This window comes from Capnocytophaga endodontalis (assembly GCF_002209445.1).
GTDB lineage: Bacteria > Bacteroidota > Bacteroidia > Flavobacteriales > Flavobacteriaceae > Capnocytophaga > Capnocytophaga periodontitidis.
On the sequence record NZ_CP022022.1, the window covers coordinates 1,628,470 to 1,647,500 of the forward strand.

Sequence of the window (19,031 nt, forward strand, 5' to 3'; positions counted from 1 at the left end):
GATTTAGTGTTTTTAAAAGTTAAACGGAAGTCCTTGCTTGGCTACATTAGCTAATTCTAATTCATTGATTTCTGTAGCTTTGGCAATAGCCTTGTTGAGTGTGATAATCAAATAATCCTCCAAGGCTTCTTTGTCTTCTAATAAAGCCTCGTTTATTTGAATGCTTTTAATTTCTCGATTGGCAGTAATAGTTACTTTCACACTGCCATCAGCGGCAATTTCATCAACTAATACGTGATTTAAACGTGCTTTAGCCTCTTCTATTTTTTGCTGGGTTTCTTTGAGTTTTCCCATCATTCCCATCATATCTTCAAACATAATATTTTATTTTTTCAGAGGGCAAAAGTACAACTTTTTTTGAAACATCACACAAAAAATACAATCAATAATTGTGCTACCATTATTCGCAAGAAGGTAGTAAGTGGATAAACACTTGCATACGTGAGGGCTGGTACTTCGGAATTATTCATATCATTGGCAAAAGCCAAAGCAGGGGGATCGGTAGAGGCACCTGATAGCAAACCACAAATTTCTAAATAGTCCAATTTTCCTTTGATACGTCCTGCCAAAGATGTGATAATGAGAGGTATAAGAGTGATAAGTGCGCCTAATCCCATCCAATATAAACCTTGACCATGCAAGATTGTTTCTACAAAAGTAGCTCCTGCATCCAAGCCTACACTGGCGAGGAAAAGTACAATACCTATTTCGCGCACCATTAGGTTGGCACTTTGAGATACATAGTGTGTTACTGAAAATTTACCTCCATACCTACTGATAAGTATTGCTACGATAAGGGGGCCACCTGCTAATCCTAATTTTACAGGTACAGGAATTCCTGGGATAGAGAAAGGAATACAGCCTAAAAGTACTCCGAGGGTAATTCCCATAAAGAGTTCGGCGATATGAGGGGTTTGCAATCGGCGTTTGGAGTTACCAAACTCTTTGCTCACGAGTTGTATATGAGTTTCGTCGCCTATTACAGTAATGGTATCGCCAAACTGCAACTTGGTATGAGCAGAAGGTACAAACTCAATACCTGCACGGAATACACGAGTAATCGTTACTCCAAAACGCTTGCGCACATCGAGTTCGGCTAAGGTTTTAGTGAAAATAGCACGCTGGGTAACATTGATGCGACGAGAGGTGTAACGCATTTCTTTTTCGTCGGGGAAATAGTCGAGAATAGGAACACTTTCGCCCATTAGAGTAAGAAACTTCTCGTTTTCTTTTTTATTGACTACTATCAGTACGATGTCGCCTTCTTGAATAACAGTAGTTGCATCAGCCATTAGTATTTCGCCTTTTCGACACATACGAGAAACAGTAAAATCAAAATCAAGAGTTTCTCTGATGACTTTTAATTTTTTGCCATAGAGCGCAGGGTTTGTAACTTTAATAGCAAATCTATTGATAATTACTTGATCTTTAGAATGGCGCACAGCATTGAGGCGTTTTTCGGCTTCTACATTTACTTTTAGAAAAGCTTTGAGTCCTAACATCACTAATATGATTCCCAATACTCCAAATGGGTAAGCTACTGCATAGGCAGTAGAGAGGGAAGGTATTGTAGTGGGGTCGCCTTTGAATACATCTTCTAATGTAGCTTGTGCAGCACCGAGTCCTGGAGTGTTGGTTACAGCGCCTGACATTATTCCTACCAAGGTGCCCATATCAGTTTGGGTGAGGTAGTGAATAGCAATTACTGTAAACATACACGTTACAATGGAGAGTACAGCTAATAAATTGAGTTTGACACCTTCTTTTTGGAAGGAAGCGAAGAATCCAGGTCCTACTTGTAATCCGATGGTATATACAAATAGAATAAGTCCAAATTCTTTTATGAAGTGTTGTATGTGAGAATTGATAGTAAAGCCTAATTCGGCCATAGCGATACCTGCAAAAAGTACCCAAGCGATCCCGAATGAGATGCCGAATATTTTTATTTTACCTAAGGCAACTCCTACTGCGATGACTACGCTATATACTATTACGGTGTAGGCGACACTTTCGTGGTTAGTCATCAAATTCCAAAGCCATTCCATTTAATGTTTAATGATTAATGTTTAGTGTTTAATAATTAATTAAGCCTCCGAACCCACAAATACAAGTGTTTGTAAGGGAACTGTTTTTTATATAAATTTAAGAGAAACTTTGCCAAAGATGCGAACCACACGGGCAGAGAACTTTGACAAAGTTAAAATTTTATTTATTATCCTAAGAACGGATAACGGTAGTCTACGGGTGGTACAAATGTTTCTTTGATGAGGCGTGGCGATACCCAACGCAACAGATTTTGAGCTGATCCAGCTTTATCGTTAGTACCTGAGGCACGTGCGCCACCAAAAGGTTGTTGCCCAACGACAGCTCCTGTAGGTTTATCGTTTACATAGAAGTTACCAGCGGCGTTTTCAAGGGCTTTCACAGCTTCGTCTATGGCATAACGGCAAGTAGCAAATATTGCTCCTGTGAGCGCATAAGCTGAAGTTTCGTCAACGAGTTTCAAGGTTTCTTCCCATTTAGAGTCATCATATACATACACGGTTACTACAGGTCCGAAAAGTTCGGTTTCCATAGTGGTGTAATGGGGATTGGTAGTGACAATCACGGTAGGTTCAATGAAATAGCCTTTGCTCTTGTCATAGCCACCGCCGACGAATATCTCGGCATCTTTATCTTTTTTAGCTTGGTCGATATATTTAGCTAATTTATCGAAAGAATGTTCGTGAATAACGGCAGTGATGAAATTTTCGAAGTTTTCGGGAGAACCCATTTTGAAAGACAATACATCTTCTTTTACGAAGGCTAAGGTTTCATCAGCTTTTGATTTAGGCAAGTAGACACGAGAGGCGGCACTACATTTTTGCCCTTGATACTCAAAAGCACCGCGAGTAATAGCTGTAGCCACTTGTTTAGGACAAGCACTTGGGTGAGCGAGGATAAAGTCTTTACCACCTGTTTCACCTACGATTTTAGGATAAGTTCGGTAATTATGGATATTGTTGCCTATTTTTTTCCAAATATCTTGGAATACATTGGTAGAGCCAGTGAAGTGAATGCCTGCGAAGTGAGGGCTTGCAAGTAGTGTGTCGGTAATCATAGCGGCATTGCCGTGTAGTACATTGATAACGCCATCGGGTAAGCCTGCTTTTTTGAAGACTTCGACTATCATATTAGCGGAGAAGATTTGTGAAGTACTTGGTTTCCAAATTACTACATTACCCATTAAGGCAGCACTGGCGGGCAAATTGCCAGAAATAGCAGTAAAGTTGAAAGGAGTAACGGCATATACAAATCCTTCAAGTGGGCGGTATTCAACACGATTCCAAACTCCTTCAGAAGAGTTGGGTTGGTCGTTATAGATATTAGCCATAAATTCGACATTGAAGCGCAAGAAGTCGATAAGTTCGCAAGCTGAGTCGATTTCGGCTTGGTGTACAGTTTTTGATTGTGCAATCATAGTAGCAGCGTTCATTTTGGCGCGGTAAGGACCAGCGATAAGGTCAGCTGCTTTTAAGAAGATAGCGGCGCGTTCTTCCCACGCGAGAGCAGCCCATTTTTTGCGGGCTTCGAGGGCTACTGAAATAGCTTTTTCTACTTCAGCTTTATTGGCATTGTGATAAATGCCTAAGCAGTGTTTGTGGTCGTGAGGCGGGTGCATTTCACCAGTGTTGCCAGTGCGCACTTCTTCACTACCGATGTAGAGGGGAGCATCTACTGGGGTGTTCCACAATTCTTTGTAAGCTTTGAGCACCGCTTCACGCTCGGGACTTCCGGGAGCATAGCTCTTTACAGGCTCATTAACAGCCTTAGGTACTTTAAAAAATCCTTTTCCCATTGTTATTTCGTGTTTTAAGTTGTTAATAATAAAATAGAAATTTTCGGCTAAGGTACGACAATTATTTGAACCAGCAAAATTTAGGAAGGAAATCATATAAAAACTTTGCCAAAGTTCATAACACAACAAGTTATGACCTTTGGCAAAGTAATGTTATTTATTTTTGTTTTTACAAGAAAGTACCACTACTTTCAGGAGAAAGATCAGAAGCTATAATGTCGTTTTGGTCTTTTTCGATTTCAGCTTTACTCACGCCAAATTCGCGCACTGCATCTTCTATTTGTTTATCTTCTGCTATGATATCGTGGTAAATGTGTATAGGGATTTTCACCTCCATAACTTTGTTAGCAGGAAGGGTACTATAAGTTAATTCAGCGGGTTTGGTAGTGAAATAGCCTAATACGATTTTCAAATCGAAATTTACATAAGCTCTTTTGATTTCAAAGAATCCTTTCAATCCTATTTGCTCTCTACGGAGTACTCCTTTAGGGGCGTTTGGATTTTTATCATAATTACCGCCTTTGATGTACAATTCTTCAGGATTGGTATCGCGGTATTTGTAATGTAAGGCTTCTGCTTGAGTAGGGACGGTAGTATTGCTAGCTACTGCTGTGAAATTATCGGCGATAAAGAAGAATTGATAGTGATTGGGAGCCTGACCAGTAGTCAACAGTGAGTTTATACGTTTACCCTCTTTATCATAGAAGATAAGTTCTATTCCAGAGAGTGATACTCCAGCTAGATCATTACTTCCTTCCCAACGGATGGCGGTAGGATTATCGCTTGCTGGGGTAATAACACCATTTTTGTTCTCAAAATAGAAACGTTGTACTGTTTTGAGGTATTTCACGGGGTAGTCGGGGTTGCCGTGGAAATAGCCGTGAGAATGCCCTTTGGTAAAACGCACTTCAAGTCGGCTCCACTTAGCTACAAACTCTTCGGTAGTAGCTGTGGTTGTGGAAGTTGTGGTAACGGTAGTAGTAGAAGATTGAGTAGTAGAAGGAGTTATTTTATTATCGTCTTTACTGCAAGAGACAGAAAGAAAAGTAACAAATATTGAGAGCAATGAGATTTTAAAAAGGTCGTATATATTTTTCATCGTTTTTTAATGTTAAAAAGGTTATTGTTTAATTTGTATAGGGAGTGTCATATCGGAGTCTAATTGAAAGGCACTAGAATACTCCACAACGTTGTAAGGGCGTTCTTCTTGGGTTTGAGGGTTGAGTTTATTAGCAATAAGGAAGTGTGCTAACTTGATACGCAACTTATAATCGCCCGCAGTAGCCTCGTCTTTGATGTGAAAGATACCTTTTAGACCGATAGGGTCACGTAGTTCAGGATGTTTTTTATCCCAAGTACGGAAGCGCAATTTTACTCCTTGTGTGCCATAAGTACCATTTTCGGGGTCGGTATCTTGATATTCATAACTTACAGCTTTGTTCATAGCGGTTACCATCGCATCTCTTCCGTCTTTATTTTCGGGGTAATTCCCTTGAAATAACTGAAAGAAATGTTGGTGGATAGGTGCCATTTCGGCGGTTACAAACTCGTGGTTCATACGCACATTGTTGTTGTAATATACAATTTCGAAGCGGTATTCGTGTCCTACTTGCCATTGTATAGGGGTACTGATGTCGTATACAACTCCTTTAGGTGATTTGTTTGCGGTGCGCTCTTGTACTTCCTTAGTGCCTATATCGGTGATGATAAACTGCACTTTGTCGGGCATATCGTGACCTCTGTCTTTGGTTTCATCAGTAGCAGCTTTAGGTTGGGTGTTGTCTTTACTACAACTACTGAATGTAAAAGCTACTAAAACTATTAAGCTGATAGCTTTTGATAAATATGATATTCTTTTCATTTTTGATGTTTTTATTAGAAATTATAATTTAATCTTACGAATACATTTCTACCCAAATCGTGAGCATAATATCTAAAACGATTGGTGTATTCTTTGTATTCGGTGTTTAAAAGGTTTTCGGCGGAGACTCTTATTCCTAAGGTCTGTTGGTCGCCAATTTTTAAGGTAGTGCCTATATTAGCTTCAAAAAGGTGATAGGCATCGGGGGTGGTGGAAACTAACTCCTGAGAAGGTTCAAAGTGGGTTTGTTTGGCTACAAAGATATGCCCTATACCCACGGTAAAGTTTCTTAGCAACCGTCCATTGCGGTCTACGTTCCATTTTAACTGCTGACTCACACGCGGAGCAGGTATAAAAGGAAAGTAACGCTTGGTTTGCATCTCGTTGGCAAAGACTACAGAACTTTTTAGCTCATAGCTTAGTTCATAGTCGTTTAGGCGATGCCATTTTATCAGTAGTAATCTTGCCTCAAGGTCTACCCCTCTAAAGAACGCATCTGCTTGAGTGTACTGAAAGATAGGATATACGCCTGAAAAGAGCGTACGCACTTCGCCTGTAGGGTAATCGTAGATATAGTTTTTTATCCATTGCAGGTACATATCTACATTGAGCGATAACTTGGGGTGCTTGTAAGCAAAGCTGGTAAGCCACTTGATACCCGTTTCGGACTGCAACGTCTCATCACCCAAGTCATAAGTGCCCGCTCCGTGGTGTAGCCCGCTGCTATACAGCTCGTTTACGTGAGGGGCACGCCACGCTACTCCTACATTGGTGCTAAGGTCTATCCATCTATGGCAACGGTATAACATCCCTGCACTATAAGTGATATTGTGAAACTGATGTTCACCTCCATAACGTTGTGAGTACATATCATAGCCATCGGCATTGAGGTATTTGTAGTCGTACCTAAGTCCTACCTCAGCAAGCCACTTTTGGTAATCATAACGTTGTATACCAAAAGCACCATAGCTAAGTGAGGCAAAGTTAGGGATTACAGGTACTACCCCTGTGCCCGGTTGGTTGTAGTTATCCTGCTTGCCGAAACTACCACCTATCATTGTTTGCCAATGCTCATAGCTGTGCTCCCAATCAATATCGAAGGTGTGAGTAGTGAGCTCCATATTGAGGGCAGGGATGCGCGTTCTATCCATTCGGCGGAGGCTGAACTCTTGGCGTATATCTTTCTGGAAAGCGTATTGCGCAGTGAGTTTGCCACCAAAAGGCAAATAGTAAAACACTTTAGCTTTTAACAAGTGATGTACAACCTTTTGTTTAGGCGCGTTGATAGTGTACGAAAACGGATAGGTAGTGAGAGGTCTGCCGATTTCAAACCTACCCAATAAGTCGTCTAAATTACCAATATGCGACCCGTAGAACACACTACTTTCATTCTCATAACGGCTATAAAACAGCTCGGCAGTACCTTGTTTTTTTTGTACGCCTGTAGCTACCGAAAAGTCAGCCTCACGAGCAGCCGTATTGTTCAGCAAATAGTTGGCGGTACTGAGGTCGCCAGAGCGTTTTAGCGTACCTTGTACGCGCCACGCCCACGAATGAAGATTAGGTACAGAACCTTCTACACTTGCTGTTAAGGCTGTTTTTCTACCGTTGGACGCGAAAGAGGGAAGTAATCTGCCGTGCACGCCATCTCCATAGGGTAGCTTTTTAGGAGCTATGAGAATTACCCCCCCCAGTGCATCGGAGCCATAGCGCACAGCATCTGCCCCTTTTACCACAGTTATCTGGTCGGCTACCATAGGGTCTATTTCAGGAGCGTGGTCTGCCCCCCATTGTTGTCCTTCTTGGCGCACCTCGTTATTGAGTATCAAGATACGATTGCTGTGCAAGCCGTGAATTACTGGTTTGGCAATAGTAGCCCCCGTTTGTATCATTGAGACACCTGCTATTTGGGTAAGAATTTTAGATAGTTCGTCTCCTGAATGATTTACGAAGCCCTCTCTTTCAAGTGTGCGAACGATACCAGGTAAATTACAAGTCATTTGCTGTTTAATAGGACCCCCTACTACAGTTACGCCTTCTAACTGACTGACCGTTTCCTTCATTACTATCTTATAAAACTGTACGACACCTAATGAAAGAACTGTCTCATAGTCGTGAAAGCCGAGATAGGTAATTTTGAGGGGGTAAGTTCCTCTCGGTAGTTTCTCAATAGTTACTTTGCCATTACTATCGGTGAGGTAATGTTTCCCCATAAAGTGCACTACTGCCCCTACTAAAGGTAATTGTTTTGTATCTTCTACTTGCAAATCTAAGCGTCCTTGTCCGAAAGCGGAAAGCGCACAGAAGAGCAACAGAAGAGATAATATCTTTTGCATAAGAATTTAATTTGAAAATTAGCAAATTTGCCGATTTGTCAATTTGCTAATTGGCAAATTGACTCATTGATAAATTAGCAGGGGGAGCCCGTGAAGGAATGCTAAAGACAGTTTGAGAGATGCCTTTTTCAATAAAGAAGAATACGGTTGAAATGGTTTGCTCCCACAACTGATAGGTGAAAAAAGAAGGAGCGAAGAATTGATGAAGTTGTAAAAAGATACAATCAAAATGAGTGTCGGTAGCGGAAAAGTGTGCTTGGTGATGGCACTCATCGCCTGTGGCTATAGCGCATAACTCTTCCTTAGTGTGGTGATTATGGAAGAATTCGCCCACTGGAAAAGCAACTTTCAGCATACATAAAAGTAGCAGAAAGGCGAAGATGCGCGTATGTAACGATTGTCTTTTTATCATTTTCAACTTGCAAAATTAGTAAATACTTATGAAACAGCAAAGAATTATAGGGTAGTTTTTATTTGAAAAAATTGCTAAATTACTAATTTATCTATACTTTTGCCCCCTGATTTATGACAATACAGAAACTCATATCTTTCATTTATTCTACCAAGCTGATGGCAATTCTCTTCATTGCTTTTGCTATAGCTATGGCAGTAGGAACTTTTGTAGAAAACGACTGCGATACCGATACCGCTCGCATTTGGGTGTATAACACTTGGTGGTTTGAGGCGATAATGGGGCTTTTTGTGGTAAATTTTATAGGAAATATCTCTCGCTATCGATTGCTTAAAAAAGAGAATTGGGCGGTGCTGGTGTTGCACCTCTCGTGGGTGTTTATCATCGTAGGGGCTGGAGTTACGCGTTATTTTGGTGATGAAGGTATGATTTCTCTACGCGAAGGAGAAACTACAAATACTTACCTCTCCGATCGCACTTATATCACTGTAATGGTAGATGGCACTTATCAAGGAGCTCCCTTGCGCAAAAAGAAACAAAAAGAGGTACTTTTTTCTTCACATACCTCTAATCATTATCAGTGGTCGTCTGACTTTAAAGGCAAACCTTTTAGTATTACGTATAAATCGTTTAAACGCATAGGCAAGGAGATGAATGTCTTAGTATTGGAAGTTGTTTCAGGTAATCAGCGCAAGGAAGTAACAGTAATGGGCAAACGTGGCGTACAGCACCCTCCTACCACAATCACTTTGAACGGCTTGCAGTTTCACCTAAGCTATGGAGCACGCGAAGAAAAATTGCCTTTTACTCTTACCCTCAACGATTTTATAGCCGAAAAATACCCTGGTACCGAGAATAGTTATGCTTACTTTAAAAGCAAAGTAACCGTAAATGGGGGAGGGGAGACCTTCCCTTATGATATTGAGATGAACCATATCCTCAATTATCAAGGTTATCGTTTGTTTCAATCTTCTTTTCACCCCGATGAACAAGGTACTATACTCTCGGTAAATCGTGACTTTTGGGGTACTCTCATCACTTACATAGGTTATATACTGCTCTTCGGCAGTCTGCTGGCATTTATGTTTGTAGGCAAATCCCGATTTAGGAAACTCAATCAGCAACTTAAAGACCTACAAGCCAAAAGGGTTGCAATCGTTTTGGCATTATGTTTTGGATCTTTGGCTACTGCCCAAACCCCTATGGTAGTACCCAACAAAGTGCACGCTGAAAAGTTTGGTGCAATGCTTATTCAAGATGATGGACGCTTTAAGCCCGTGAATACCTTCTCTTCAGAACTCTTACGAAAACTTAGCAAACACGATACTTATAAAGGGCTCACTTCCGATCAAGTTTTGCTTTCTATGCTCCTCAGTCCGCAAGCGTGGTATGAGTCGGATATTATCTATGTGAAGAAAGCTAATGACAGTTTACATCACTTTTTGGGAGTCCTCAAAGGAACCAAATGGGTAAAGCCTAAAGATTTTTTTGATGCAAATGGACAGTACAAGCTCTCCCCTTTGCTGAAAGATATTTACAACACAAATACTCCTAACCAATTTCAAAAAGATTTTAAGGAAGTAGACCAACGTATTGGCTTGCTCAACAGAGCGTTACAAGGTGATATTTTTAAGGTCTTCCCAGTGCCTAATGACCCTAATCATAAGTGGATTTCGCACTTAGATTACGTAAACGATACCCTCCAAATCACCGACCCGCTGTACAAACAATTTGTAAAAAACGCACTGCCAGCTTACCTTATTTTGCTACAACAAGCCACTGAAACAGACGATTATAGCAAAGCTGATAAGGTGCTCAACAATATCAAACTACAACAAGAATTTTACTCGGCTGAGGTATTGCCCTCTCCAGCCAAAGTACAAACTGAATTATGGTACAATCGCATCAATATTTTTGAACAACTCTTTCAAGCGTATTTGTATCTTGGTACAGTGTTATTTATAGTACTATTATGGCATATTTTTATACCAAAACAAATTTTTAGAAGACTTACCCAAATAGGTATAGCCTTGCTGTGGCTCTGTTTTATCCTGCATACTGTAGGACTTATCGTTCGTTGGTATCTTTCGGGGCACGCACCTTTTAGCGATGCTTATGAGAGTATGATATATGTAGGATGGTCGGCTATTGGGGTAGGACTTTTCTTTTCGCGACGTTCCCCCCTCACGGTTGCTGCCACCGCTTTTGTAACCGCTATGATACTGATGATCGCTCACTGGAATTGGATGGATCCTGCTATTGGAACCCTCCAACCCGTACTCAATAGCTATTGGCTGATGCTACACGTTGCCGTGATTGTAGGTAGTTATGGACCTTTTGCCTTAGGAATGCTCTTAGGTGTAATCAACCTCCTACTGATGATAGTTACTACTCGCAAGAACGCTTATAAAATCAATCTCATACAACAAGAACTCACTATTGTAAACGAATTAGCTCTTACAGTGGGACTCGTGATGCTCACTATAGGCAACTTTTTGGGTGGTATGTGGGCAAACGAAAGCTGGGGGCGTTATTGGGGCTGGGATCCAAAAGAAACTTGGGCATTGATTAGCATTATGGTTTATGCCTTGGTGATACACCTGCGCTTGATACCCCATTGGCGTGGACGATGGGCGTTCAACTTTATGAGCATTGTTGCCTTTGGAAGTATCTTGATGACTTATTTTGGCGTGAATTTCTACCTTACAGGTATGCACAGCTATGCCACAGGCGATAAAATTATCACCCCTGCTTTTGTGTATTATGCTGTGGGCATAGTGCTGTTGTTAGGACTGGTATCGTATTTGAGAGTGAGAAAAGCATCACAAGTTTTGCCGAACTCTAATACTAATTCCTAATCCCTAATTTCTAACTCCTAAATTATTAATTATAAATTGTTAATTGAATGAAGTCTTATATCAACGGAATAGCCTGCATATCGGCTCAACCTACTTTCTTAACACCTTATTTCCTCGATGAAGCCATAAAGGTTACTCCAGAGGAAGTGTGTTACGCTCAAGAACCTTCTTATAAAGAATATATTGCCCCTAATGCCAGCCGTCGTATGGCTAAAGGTGTAAAAATGGGTATAGCCACAGCTACTGAAGCCCTTAAAGAAGCGCATATCACTACCCCTGACGCTATTTTGGTGGGTACCGGTATGGGGTGCCTACAAGATTCTGAAAAATTCCTTACAGCGCTTATCAACGACAACGAGGAGCACCTCACTCCCACGGCTTTTATACAATCTACTCATAATACTGTTGCGGGGCAGATAGCCCTTTTGTTGCAGTGCAAAGGAGAAAACTTTACCTATGTAAATGGGGCTGTATCATTTGAATCAGCTTTGTTAGATGCTAAAATGCAAATGGAGCAAGATACTATCAATACGGCTTTGGTAGGAGGTGTAGATGAACACAGTCCGCACACTTTGTATTTATATGATTTAGTAGGACTTGATCAAAAAGGGGAAGGAGCGAGTTTCTTTGCTTTATCAACAAAGGCTACCTCTAATACCTATGGAGAACTTGTGGATGTAGCTTTGTACAATGAACTCACCCCCGAGCAACAACAAACAGCTCTTAACAACTTTCTTTCTCGCCACCATCTTACCTTCTCTAATATAGATTTGATACTTACTGGTGAAGCAGAAAACCGTTCTTGGCAACGCCCTACCTTGCATTATAAAACCCTGAGTAGTGAGTATTACACAGCTTCAGCTTTCGGATTTTGGTTGGCTTGCCAAGTACTACAAAAGCAAACCCTTCCTGCCATTTGCGAGCTCACTCTCTCCACCTCTATACAATATATTTTATTAGTAAATTCATATAGAGGCAAAGATTTTAGTTTTGTATTGTTGAAGAAATAAAAGAGGGGCTGTCCTAAAAGTCTAAAAATTGCCTTTGCGTCACTACACTTTACTAAATTTGATTACTCTGATTATCAATAGTTTTTGTAGTATATTATGTAAGGGCGATTTGCAAACCGCCCTTACAAAACAAAACTTTTCTAAAAGTTTCTTATTATGAATTTGTAGTAATAAAAAATCCCCACAAGAATTGCATTAAGTCTTGTGGAGGGATTTAGTAGAATTAAAACGATTTAATCTTATTTTTTTGCAATTTTGGTATCGTAATAAGTTGGCCAGTTACCATTTACGGTGATTTCAGTTAGTGAACCTACTTGGATATTAGGACCTCTTACATCTTCTACTGAAGTTTTTTGAATTTCTTTAGTTACTAAGCCTTCATCTAAACCTTCTAGTATATCTTTTTTAGGCACATAAACTTGGAAGACTGATGATTTTACACCGTTTTTATCGGTAATTTCACCTATTTCCATTTTAAATTGACCAGGTTTCACTCCTTTGATAATAGGCAAATCACCCATAGTTTTGTAACGAGTATCGTTTTTAAACAACGAATCTTTTACTGATACATATCCTAAGGTATCAATACGCACTCCTTGACGCATCACGTCAATGTTAAAACCTTTGTCGAACTCTACCCAGCTAGTATCGCGTTGAGAAGTGATGGTAAAGCGTGCATTTTCTACAAACTTAGTAAGTTCGTCGAAATTTTTAGCGTAAACACCATTAATTTTTAAATAAGCATCTTGAGCATTACGAATGTCTTTTAACTTTTTAATGACTTCAGAGTAACGTTCTTCTTTAATTGATTCAAAGTCTTTTATCTTTTGAATTTGATAAATAGTGTTAAATACATTTGTATTAAAAGCTATGTATAGAATAAGCAAAGAAATTGCTACCCCTCCGATAGCTAATCCTATAGGTCTTTTACCTAATCCTATAGCTGATAAAATAAAGCCTAAAACCCAAAATAATAAAACTACAAGGAATAATAGGCCTACCCAAGCAACTGATGATAAAAAGAAGATTAATGATGTGCCAAATAGCACTAAAGTTGATAAAGAAATGATGAAACCAATAGTTCCAATTTTGTTTTTCTGGTTGTTATTTGTTGTATTTCTCATTTGTTAAATTAAAAATTTAAATTACTAATCCTACTCTCTTACAGGCTTTTCGGGTTCCGCCTTTATCGTTCACATAAGTACATAAAAAAAACGTGGGCACATTCCTTACTACTTTCCTTATAGAGCCCGACCAAAGGCTTTGTACTAAAGTAAAAGGAATGCCCACGCTTATAACGCAGGCATTTCCACTTCACTTTTCCTAGTACTAAAAAATGGTCGTTTTCTATAAGGAGGAAAATTGTAAAGCGAAACGCTAATTTATGTCTTTATGTAATTGTTTTTCTGTTTTTTTCTACTACTTATGCCATTTCAGCTACTTGTATAGCTTCTAATCGTTTAGAAATATGCTTAATAGCATTATGTGTTCTTTCCATATCTGATAAGAAAAAATTATATATGAATGAACGCTCTTCAGTAGTAGTATAAGTGTTTTTTAATTCTAATAACTTACTGTCAAACAAAGCACTGCCCGAAAATTGCATTAATGTTTGTAAATCTTTTTTGAGTGTTTCCATTTTAGATATTTTTTAGATTAGTATTCATTATTTTGTAACTCACTGCGTTTTTCTATCAATTTGTATAAGTCATCAAGCATAATGTTGATTTGGATTTCTATTTTCTCAGGAGCTTCGTCAAAAACTTTGGTAAATTTCAGATAATCAGACATCTTTTGTTTTAAACGTTGTATCTCATTATCTATTTCTTCTAATTCATCTTTCATAATTTTAGAGTAATAGTTTAGGTAAGTGTTTTATGTTGTTAATAATGTTTTTAAATTCGCGACAAATGTACAACTTATTTTCAAACGAAGAAAATTTTACATCGAAAAAAGTAAAAATAAAATTCCTTTAATAAAAACTGAATTCCTACGCTTAGAGAAAAAAATAACTCAAATATTTGTAAGGAAGTAAAATGTATGTTACTTTTGCCGTACTAAAACAACTTTTATTGTAGAAAAACTAAAGTATTCACTATTTAAACCATTGAACAAACACTTTTACACCTCTGTTATTTTTGTAATAGCCATAGGAACTTGCCCCCTATGGCAAGCCCCCCTATATGTCTATATTCTATTAGTAATTCTATTTTTAGGCATTATCTCTTGGGGGGTATTCGATATCCGCCTCTCTTATTTTGTTAAAACGCAATACTTCTTAAAGGGGCGTCCAGCAAAAACAGTAGCGCTAACTTTTGATGATGGTCCCTCAGAACTCACACCACAATTCTTAGACCTTTTGCAGCAATATAATGCCAAAGCAGTCTTTTTTTGTGTAGGTGAACAAATACAAAAGTATCCAGAGGTCGTCAAACGTATGCAAGCTGAAGGTCATTTAGTGGCAAACCATACTTTTACACATCAGCCTAAAAATATTCTGCACGCAAAAGCCCTTGCCAACGAAATTCGCCATACCGATGAAGTATTGGCGCACTTGGATATTGTCACCCCATATTTCCGACCTCCATACGGAATCACCTCACCACCCGTTGCTAGAGCAATTCGGGCAACAGCTAAAAAAGCTATAGGCTGGGATGTACGCTCATTAGATACTATAATACTCAATGAAGATAAGCTTTTTCATCGCATTGTGCGCAAACTTACCAATGGCAATATTATACTGATGCACGACCGTCTGCCTCATACCCTCACCGTTTTGGAACGCTTATTGCAGTATCTCAAAGAAAATAACTATACAATTACAAACAATTTAGAATGAAAAAACTCTTAATATTCCTTATTTGTGTTGCACCTTTAACAATCAGTGCCCAAGCCCTTACTGAAGTCCAAATACGCGACTTCAAAACTCAAACTATTGCTAAAAACAAGGCAATCCAAACAATGCAAGCCGATTTTACTCAGAAAAAACACTTGGATTTTATGAGTAAGGATATTGAGACTTTTGGAAAAATGGCATTCGCTAAACCCGATAAACTGAATTGGCAATACACAAAGCCTTACCATTATCGCATTATTTTTCAGAAAGATAATATCACAGTGAACGATGCAGGTAATGTCTCACAGATGAAAGCTGATAATAAAGTCTTCAAAAAAATAAACAACTTGATAGTGAGTTCTATCAGTGGTGATATGTTCAACGAGAAAGAATTTGCTATGACCTTTGCTAAATCGGGCAAAAGTACATTGGTAAAACTATTGCCTAAGGATAAGATGCTTTTGAAATATGTGAGTGAAATACATCTCTATTTCGATGTCGATAGCATAGTAGAGCGCGTAAAACTTATTGAACCTTCTAAAGACTACACCGAAATCTTATTCAGCAATAAAAAACTAAATACAAAAATTGATGAAGCAAATTTTAAAATGTAGTCTGTTTGTTATATGGCTCGGCAGCTGTTCACCTTCTTATAACCTTCCTGCTGAATACCAATCAATGGCTACAACGCCAACAACGATAGCCAATCCTCATGTAAGAGTAGGGGAGGAGTATCTCTATCGAGCTACTATTACTGCTTATGGTCACACTTTTAGCGGACTCTTAGCAGCTAAAATTACCGCAGATAATACGTGGCGAGTAGCCCTTACTACCGACTTTGGTAATACGCTTTTCGATTTTGAAAACCAAAGCGGAAAGATAAAAACCAACTATATAACCCCTGACCTCAATAGAAAAATCATTATTCGTACCTTCAATACCGACTTTAATCACCTACTGAAAACCCATTGGCAGGTTACCCAAAAATACATAAATAATACTATAGTGGTGGAACAAAGCAAAGATGGGAATGATACAGTTTATCTGTTTACCTCAGAAGATACACTCCAAAAGCAACTCAATATACAAGGTAAAAGGTTGTATACTACCTTTATATACAATCCTAACAACATAACCATAGAGCACCACACCCTTACCATTAAAATAGTTTTAGAACCCCTTGTTAATTCTTAATTGTCAATTGTTAAAGATGTTAAAAGATTTTTATACCCTCAATAGCTTAGAAAAACAAGATGCAGAAAATTACCTCTGTACCCTTACCCTAAATCCTCAACACCCTATTTTCGAAGGGCATTTTCCTAACAACCCTATCACTCCCGGGGTGTGTATGATGCAAATCATCAAAAACCTCACCGAGGAAATTACAGAACATAAACTCTTCTTAGCCAAAACAACTAATGTAAAGTTTATGGCACTTATCAACCCTATAACTCATCCTATGTTGCAACTTACGCTCGCTATTCAACATAAAGAGGCCGATATACAAGTGAAAAATACTACCTCTTTTGATGAAACAGTAGCATTAAAACTTACGAATTTATACAAAATACTATCTTAAGAAGTTCGTTTCTTTACTCATTGTGTAAAATGAAAAAAAATAGTTAAAAAAATTGCGCTATGTAAAATAAAATAACTACTTTTGCAATCATTTTAAAAAAAGCATTACAAATAAATAACACTAAAACAGCAATATTAATAGTGGAAAAGGAACGAAAAAAATTTACAGAGAAGAGTTACGAGAAGTTGAAAAATGCAATTCAAGAGATTGTGAATGAGGAGGATAAAAAAGATGTATACGCACTGTCTTTTTGCTACACCTGTGACGACGACGATTTGCGATTCCCTAAAATTACACTGAGCTATAACACCCTTTCAAATGTAAAAGAAGAAAGCTACAATGCTGCCTCTAAAGAAGAAGCCAAGTGGAATTTTGATTATTGGTTACAAACTGAAATGGAAACTATAGGAGGTAAAAAAGATAAACTGCTTAAACAGTGGTTTGCCAAAACCCCTCACTTTTACACCGATGAAGAAAATGATCGTGCTATTGAAGAAGACGAGGATTTGTACGATAAACTCCTCAAAAAAGGAGATAGATTTTGCAAAGAATTTATAAAAGAAGTGATCGCCCTCGCCAAACAATTGTTAGATGAAGGTGAAATAGAGAAAATATTCGGTCGTAATATTCCTATTATTATTCATCAGCAAGATTTTGAAGAAACTCCAATTCTTTGGACTAAAAAAGCCAATCCCGCCAAACTCATTAAAGAGTTTTTAGAATACTGGGATGGTGATGACGAAGAATAAAAACAATCTACACTTTGCCAAAGATATGAATAATCCCAAAAGTTCGTCTCTTTGGCAAAAATTTATTATTATCTTCCCAAAAAAACTCATTATCACCCATTCCCCAATCACCAATTCCCATCACCCCCCTCTCTTTCTCTAAATCTCAGCCCACCCCATCTCTGCCCGTGCGGCTCGCACCCCGCTCCCATCACTCTCACCCCTCCCATTCCCTCCGAGTTTCTCCCAGTCCCTCCGAGTTTCTCTCCCACCGCTCCCACCCCATCCTCGCCCGCACAGCTCGCACCCCTCCGACACCTCGGAGTCTCACCGAGATTCTCTTGTAAATCTCTATTGATTCTCAACCACTTAAAAAATAAATTAAAAAAATCATAAAAAAAGTTCACAAAAAATTTGCTAGTTTAAAAAAACGCCGTACCTTTGCACCCGCAAATGAGACAAAACACGGTCTCAAAACAAGAAACAACACGTACATTGACATAATGTTGTACAGCACAAAAAAGATTTAAAGAATCGAGTGAAACCTGAAGTCAATTGGTAGGGGCGTATGGTATACGCCTGCTACAAAAAAACAAATCGGTTAAAGAAATAAAAGAATTTAACGATGAAGAGTTTGATCCTGGCTCAGGATGAACGCTAGCGGCAGGCCTAACACATGCAAGTCGAGGGATAAGCCTTCGGGCTAAGACCGGCGTACGGGTGCGTAACGCGTATACAATCTGCCTTTTATCCGGGGGATAGCCCGAAGAAATTTGGATTAATACCCTATGGTATAAGAGCACGGCATCGTGCACTTATTAAAGCTACGGCGGTAAAAGATGAGTATGCGTTCTATTAGCTAGTTGGAGAGGTAACGGCTCCCCAAGGCGACGATAGATAGGGGTTCTGAGAGGGATGTCCCCCACACTGGTACTGAGATACGGACCAGACTCCTACGGGAGGCAGCAGTGAGGAATATTGGACAATGGTCGGAAGACTGATCCAGCCATGCCGCGTGCAGGATGACGGCCTTATGGGTTGTAAACTGCTTTTGTAAGGGAAGAATAAGAGCTACGAGTAGTTTGATGACGGTACCTTACGAATAAGCATCGGCTAACTCCGTGCCAGCAGCCGCGGTAATACGGAGGATGCGAGCGTTATCCGGAATCATTGGGTTTAAAGGGTCCGTAGGCGGGCTAATAAGTCAGGGGTGAAATCGTTCAGCTCAACTGAGCAACTGCCTTTGAAACTGTTAGTCTTGAATAGTTGTGAAGTAGTTGGAATGTGTAGTGTAGCGGTGAAATGCTTAGAGATTACACAGAACACCGATAGCGAAGGCATATTACTAACAATTGATTGACGCTGATGGACGAAAGCGTGGGGAGCGAACAGGATTAGATACCCTGGTAGTCCACGCTGTAAACGATGGATACTAGCTGTTTGGACGCGAGTTTGAGTGGCTAAGCGAAAGTGATAAGTATCCCACCTGGGGAGTACGTTCGCAAGAATGAAACTCAAAGGAATTGACGGGGGCCCGCACAAGCGGTGGAGCATGTGGTTTAATTCGATGATA

17 protein-coding genes and 1 rRNA gene (1 of these 18 running past the window's edge) are annotated in these 19,031 nt (G+C 39.3%); 8 read left to right on the forward strand and 10 right to left on the reverse strand.

Features of this window, described 5'->3' with window-relative positions; translation table 11 throughout:
• Positions 1-12: 12 nt before the first annotated feature.
• The 7 genes from CBG49_RS07285 to CBG49_RS07315 all read right to left on the reverse strand — a co-directional run bounded on the left by CBG49_RS07285 (position 13) and on the right by CBG49_RS07315 (position 8,390).
• Positions 13-318 carry a YbaB/EbfC family nucleoid-associated protein gene (locus CBG49_RS07285; protein ID WP_009411986.1) on the reverse strand — a complete coding sequence of 102 codons (306 nt, stop codon included), beginning with the start codon at positions 316-318 and terminating at the stop codon, positions 13-15.
• A 47-nt stretch (positions 319-365) separates the two neighbouring features.
• Entirely contained in the window at positions 366-2,045 is a 1,680-nt protein-coding gene (locus tag CBG49_RS07290) for a putative transporter (protein WP_088593979.1), read from the reverse strand.
• A gap of 167 nt (positions 2,046-2,212) precedes the next feature.
• Entirely contained in the window at positions 2,213-3,838 is a 1,626-nt protein-coding gene (gene pruA / locus CBG49_RS07295) for an L-glutamate gamma-semialdehyde dehydrogenase (protein WP_088595287.1), read from the reverse strand.
• Between the two features lie 169 nt (positions 3,839-4,007).
• Positions 4,008-4,937: a hypothetical protein gene (locus CBG49_RS07300; protein ID WP_088593980.1), complete on the reverse strand. Its 930-nt coding sequence runs from the start codon at positions 4,935-4,937 to the stop codon at positions 4,008-4,010.
• 21 nt (positions 4,938-4,958) lie between these two features.
• On the reverse strand, positions 4,959-5,699 hold the full coding sequence (locus tag CBG49_RS07305) for a hypothetical protein (protein WP_088593981.1): 741 nt from the start codon (positions 5,697-5,699) through the stop codon (positions 4,959-4,961).
• A gap of 14 nt (positions 5,700-5,713) precedes the next feature.
• Complete coding sequence (locus CBG49_RS07310) at positions 5,714-8,035, reverse strand: TonB-dependent receptor (RefSeq protein WP_088593982.1); 2,322 nt, start codon at positions 8,033-8,035, stop codon at positions 5,714-5,716.
• A 46-nt stretch (positions 8,036-8,081) separates the two neighbouring features.
• Positions 8,082-8,390, reverse strand: a complete 309-nt coding sequence (locus CBG49_RS07315; RefSeq protein ID WP_088593983.1) for a hypothetical protein — start codon at positions 8,388-8,390, stop codon at positions 8,082-8,084.
• A 215-nt stretch (positions 8,391-8,605) separates the two neighbouring features.
• On the opposite strand from CBG49_RS07315, the gene CBG49_RS07320 reads away from it, so the two are divergent.
• Positions 8,606-11,305 (forward strand): cytochrome c biogenesis protein CcsA, encoded by a 2,700-nt coding sequence (locus CBG49_RS07320; RefSeq protein ID WP_088595288.1) that lies wholly within the window; start codon positions 8,606-8,608, stop codon positions 11,303-11,305.
• Positions 11,306-11,352: 47 nt separating this feature from the next.
• Positions 11,353-12,315 (forward strand): beta-ketoacyl synthase chain length factor, encoded by a 963-nt coding sequence (locus tag CBG49_RS07325; RefSeq protein ID WP_088593984.1) that lies wholly within the window; start codon positions 11,353-11,355, stop codon positions 12,313-12,315.
• 239 nt (positions 12,316-12,554) lie between these two features.
• Here CBG49_RS07325 and CBG49_RS16085 read toward each other — a convergent pair whose 3' ends face one another.
• From CBG49_RS16085 to CBG49_RS07340, 3 genes are all read right to left on the reverse strand, one after another.
• The gene (locus CBG49_RS16085; protein WP_335582331.1) at positions 12,555-13,157 is read right to left on the reverse strand and encodes a hypothetical protein; all 603 of its coding nucleotides are present in this window, start codon (positions 13,155-13,157) and stop codon (positions 12,555-12,557) included.
• A 581-nt stretch (positions 13,158-13,738) separates the two neighbouring features.
• Positions 13,739-13,954 (reverse strand): hypothetical protein, encoded by a 216-nt coding sequence (locus tag CBG49_RS07335; protein WP_088593985.1) that lies wholly within the window; start codon positions 13,952-13,954, stop codon positions 13,739-13,741.
• A gap of 17 nt (positions 13,955-13,971) precedes the next feature.
• Positions 13,972-14,160 carry a hypothetical protein gene (locus tag CBG49_RS07340; protein WP_009411973.1) on the reverse strand — a complete coding sequence of 63 codons (189 nt, stop codon included), beginning with the start codon at positions 14,158-14,160 and terminating at the stop codon, positions 13,972-13,974.
• A gap of 262 nt (positions 14,161-14,422) precedes the next feature.
• On the opposite strand from CBG49_RS07340, the gene CBG49_RS07345 reads away from it, so the two are divergent.
• The 6 genes from CBG49_RS07345 to CBG49_RS07375 form a co-directional block, all read left to right on the forward strand.
• Entirely contained in the window at positions 14,423-15,154 is a 732-nt protein-coding gene (locus tag CBG49_RS07345) for a polysaccharide deacetylase family protein (protein WP_088593986.1), read from the forward strand.
• Positions 15,151-15,765, forward strand: coding sequence for a flexirubin biosynthesis/transport protein LolA2 (lolA2, locus tag CBG49_RS07350; RefSeq protein WP_088593987.1), 615 nt, complete (start codon positions 15,151-15,153; stop codon positions 15,763-15,765). Before CBG49_RS07345 ends, lolA2 begins: the two co-directional genes overlap by 4 nt.
• Complete coding sequence (lolB2, locus tag CBG49_RS07355; protein WP_088593988.1) at positions 15,743-16,345, forward strand: flexirubin biosynthesis protein LolB2; 603 nt, start codon at positions 15,743-15,745, stop codon at positions 16,343-16,345. Before lolA2 ends, lolB2 begins: the two co-directional genes overlap by 23 nt.
• A 16-nt stretch (positions 16,346-16,361) precedes the next feature.
• Positions 16,362-16,730 carry an ApeI family dehydratase gene (locus tag CBG49_RS07360; protein ID WP_088593989.1) on the forward strand — a complete coding sequence of 123 codons (369 nt, stop codon included), beginning with the start codon at positions 16,362-16,364 and terminating at the stop codon, positions 16,728-16,730.
• 140 nt (positions 16,731-16,870) lie between these two features.
• A complete protein-coding gene (locus CBG49_RS07365; RefSeq protein ID WP_009411967.1) occupies positions 16,871-17,479 on the forward strand; it encodes a hypothetical protein in 609 nt (202 codons plus the stop codon).
• 601 nt (positions 17,480-18,080) lie between these two features.
• Positions 18,081-19,031 (forward strand): 16S ribosomal RNA (locus tag CBG49_RS07375); it runs 562 nt beyond the window's last position.

Bases quoted from the DNA above. Each gene is read 5' to 3' on its own strand.
- CBG49_RS07310 (WP_088593982.1), bottom strand. From the start codon at position 8,035: ATGCAAAAGATATTATCTCTTCTGTTGCTCTTCTGTGCGCTTTCCGCT.
- CBG49_RS07300 (WP_088593980.1), bottom strand. From the start codon at position 4,937: ATGAAAAATATATACGACCTTTTTAAAATCTCATTGCTCTCAATATTT.
- lolB2 (WP_088593988.1), top strand. From the start codon at position 15,743: ATGAAGCAAATTTTAAAATGTAGTCTGTTTGTTATATGGCTCGGCAGC.
- lolA2 (WP_088593987.1), top strand. From the start codon at position 15,151: ATGAAAAAACTCTTAATATTCCTTATTTGTGTTGCACCTTTAACAATC.
- CBG49_RS07335 (WP_088593985.1), bottom strand. From the start codon at position 13,954: ATGGAAACACTCAAAAAAGATTTACAAACATTAATGCAATTTTCGGGC.
- CBG49_RS07325 (WP_088593984.1), top strand. From the start codon at position 11,353: ATGAAGTCTTATATCAACGGAATAGCCTGCATATCGGCTCAACCTACT.
- CBG49_RS07320 (WP_088595288.1), top strand. From the start codon at position 8,606: ATGGCAATTCTCTTCATTGCTTTTGCTATAGCTATGGCAGTAGGAACT.
- CBG49_RS07360 (WP_088593989.1), top strand. From the start codon at position 16,362: ATGTTAAAAGATTTTTATACCCTCAATAGCTTAGAAAAACAAGATGCA.
- CBG49_RS07285 (WP_009411986.1), bottom strand. From the start codon at position 318: ATGTTTGAAGATATGATGGGAATGATGGGAAAACTCAAAGAAACCCAG.
- CBG49_RS07305 (WP_088593981.1), bottom strand. From the start codon at position 5,699: ATGAAAAGAATATCATATTTATCAAAAGCTATCAGCTTAATAGTTTTA.
- CBG49_RS07315 (WP_088593983.1), bottom strand. From the start codon at position 8,390: ATGCTGAAAGTTGCTTTTCCAGTGGGCGAATTCTTCCATAATCACCAC.
- pruA (WP_088595287.1), bottom strand. From the start codon at position 3,838: ATGGGAAAAGGATTTTTTAAAGTACCTAAGGCTGTTAATGAGCCTGTA.
- CBG49_RS07290 (WP_088593979.1), bottom strand. From the start codon at position 2,045: ATGGAATGGCTTTGGAATTTGATGACTAACCACGAAAGTGTCGCCTAC.
- CBG49_RS07340 (WP_009411973.1), bottom strand. From the start codon at position 14,160: ATGAAAGATGAATTAGAAGAAATAGATAATGAGATACAACGTTTAAAA.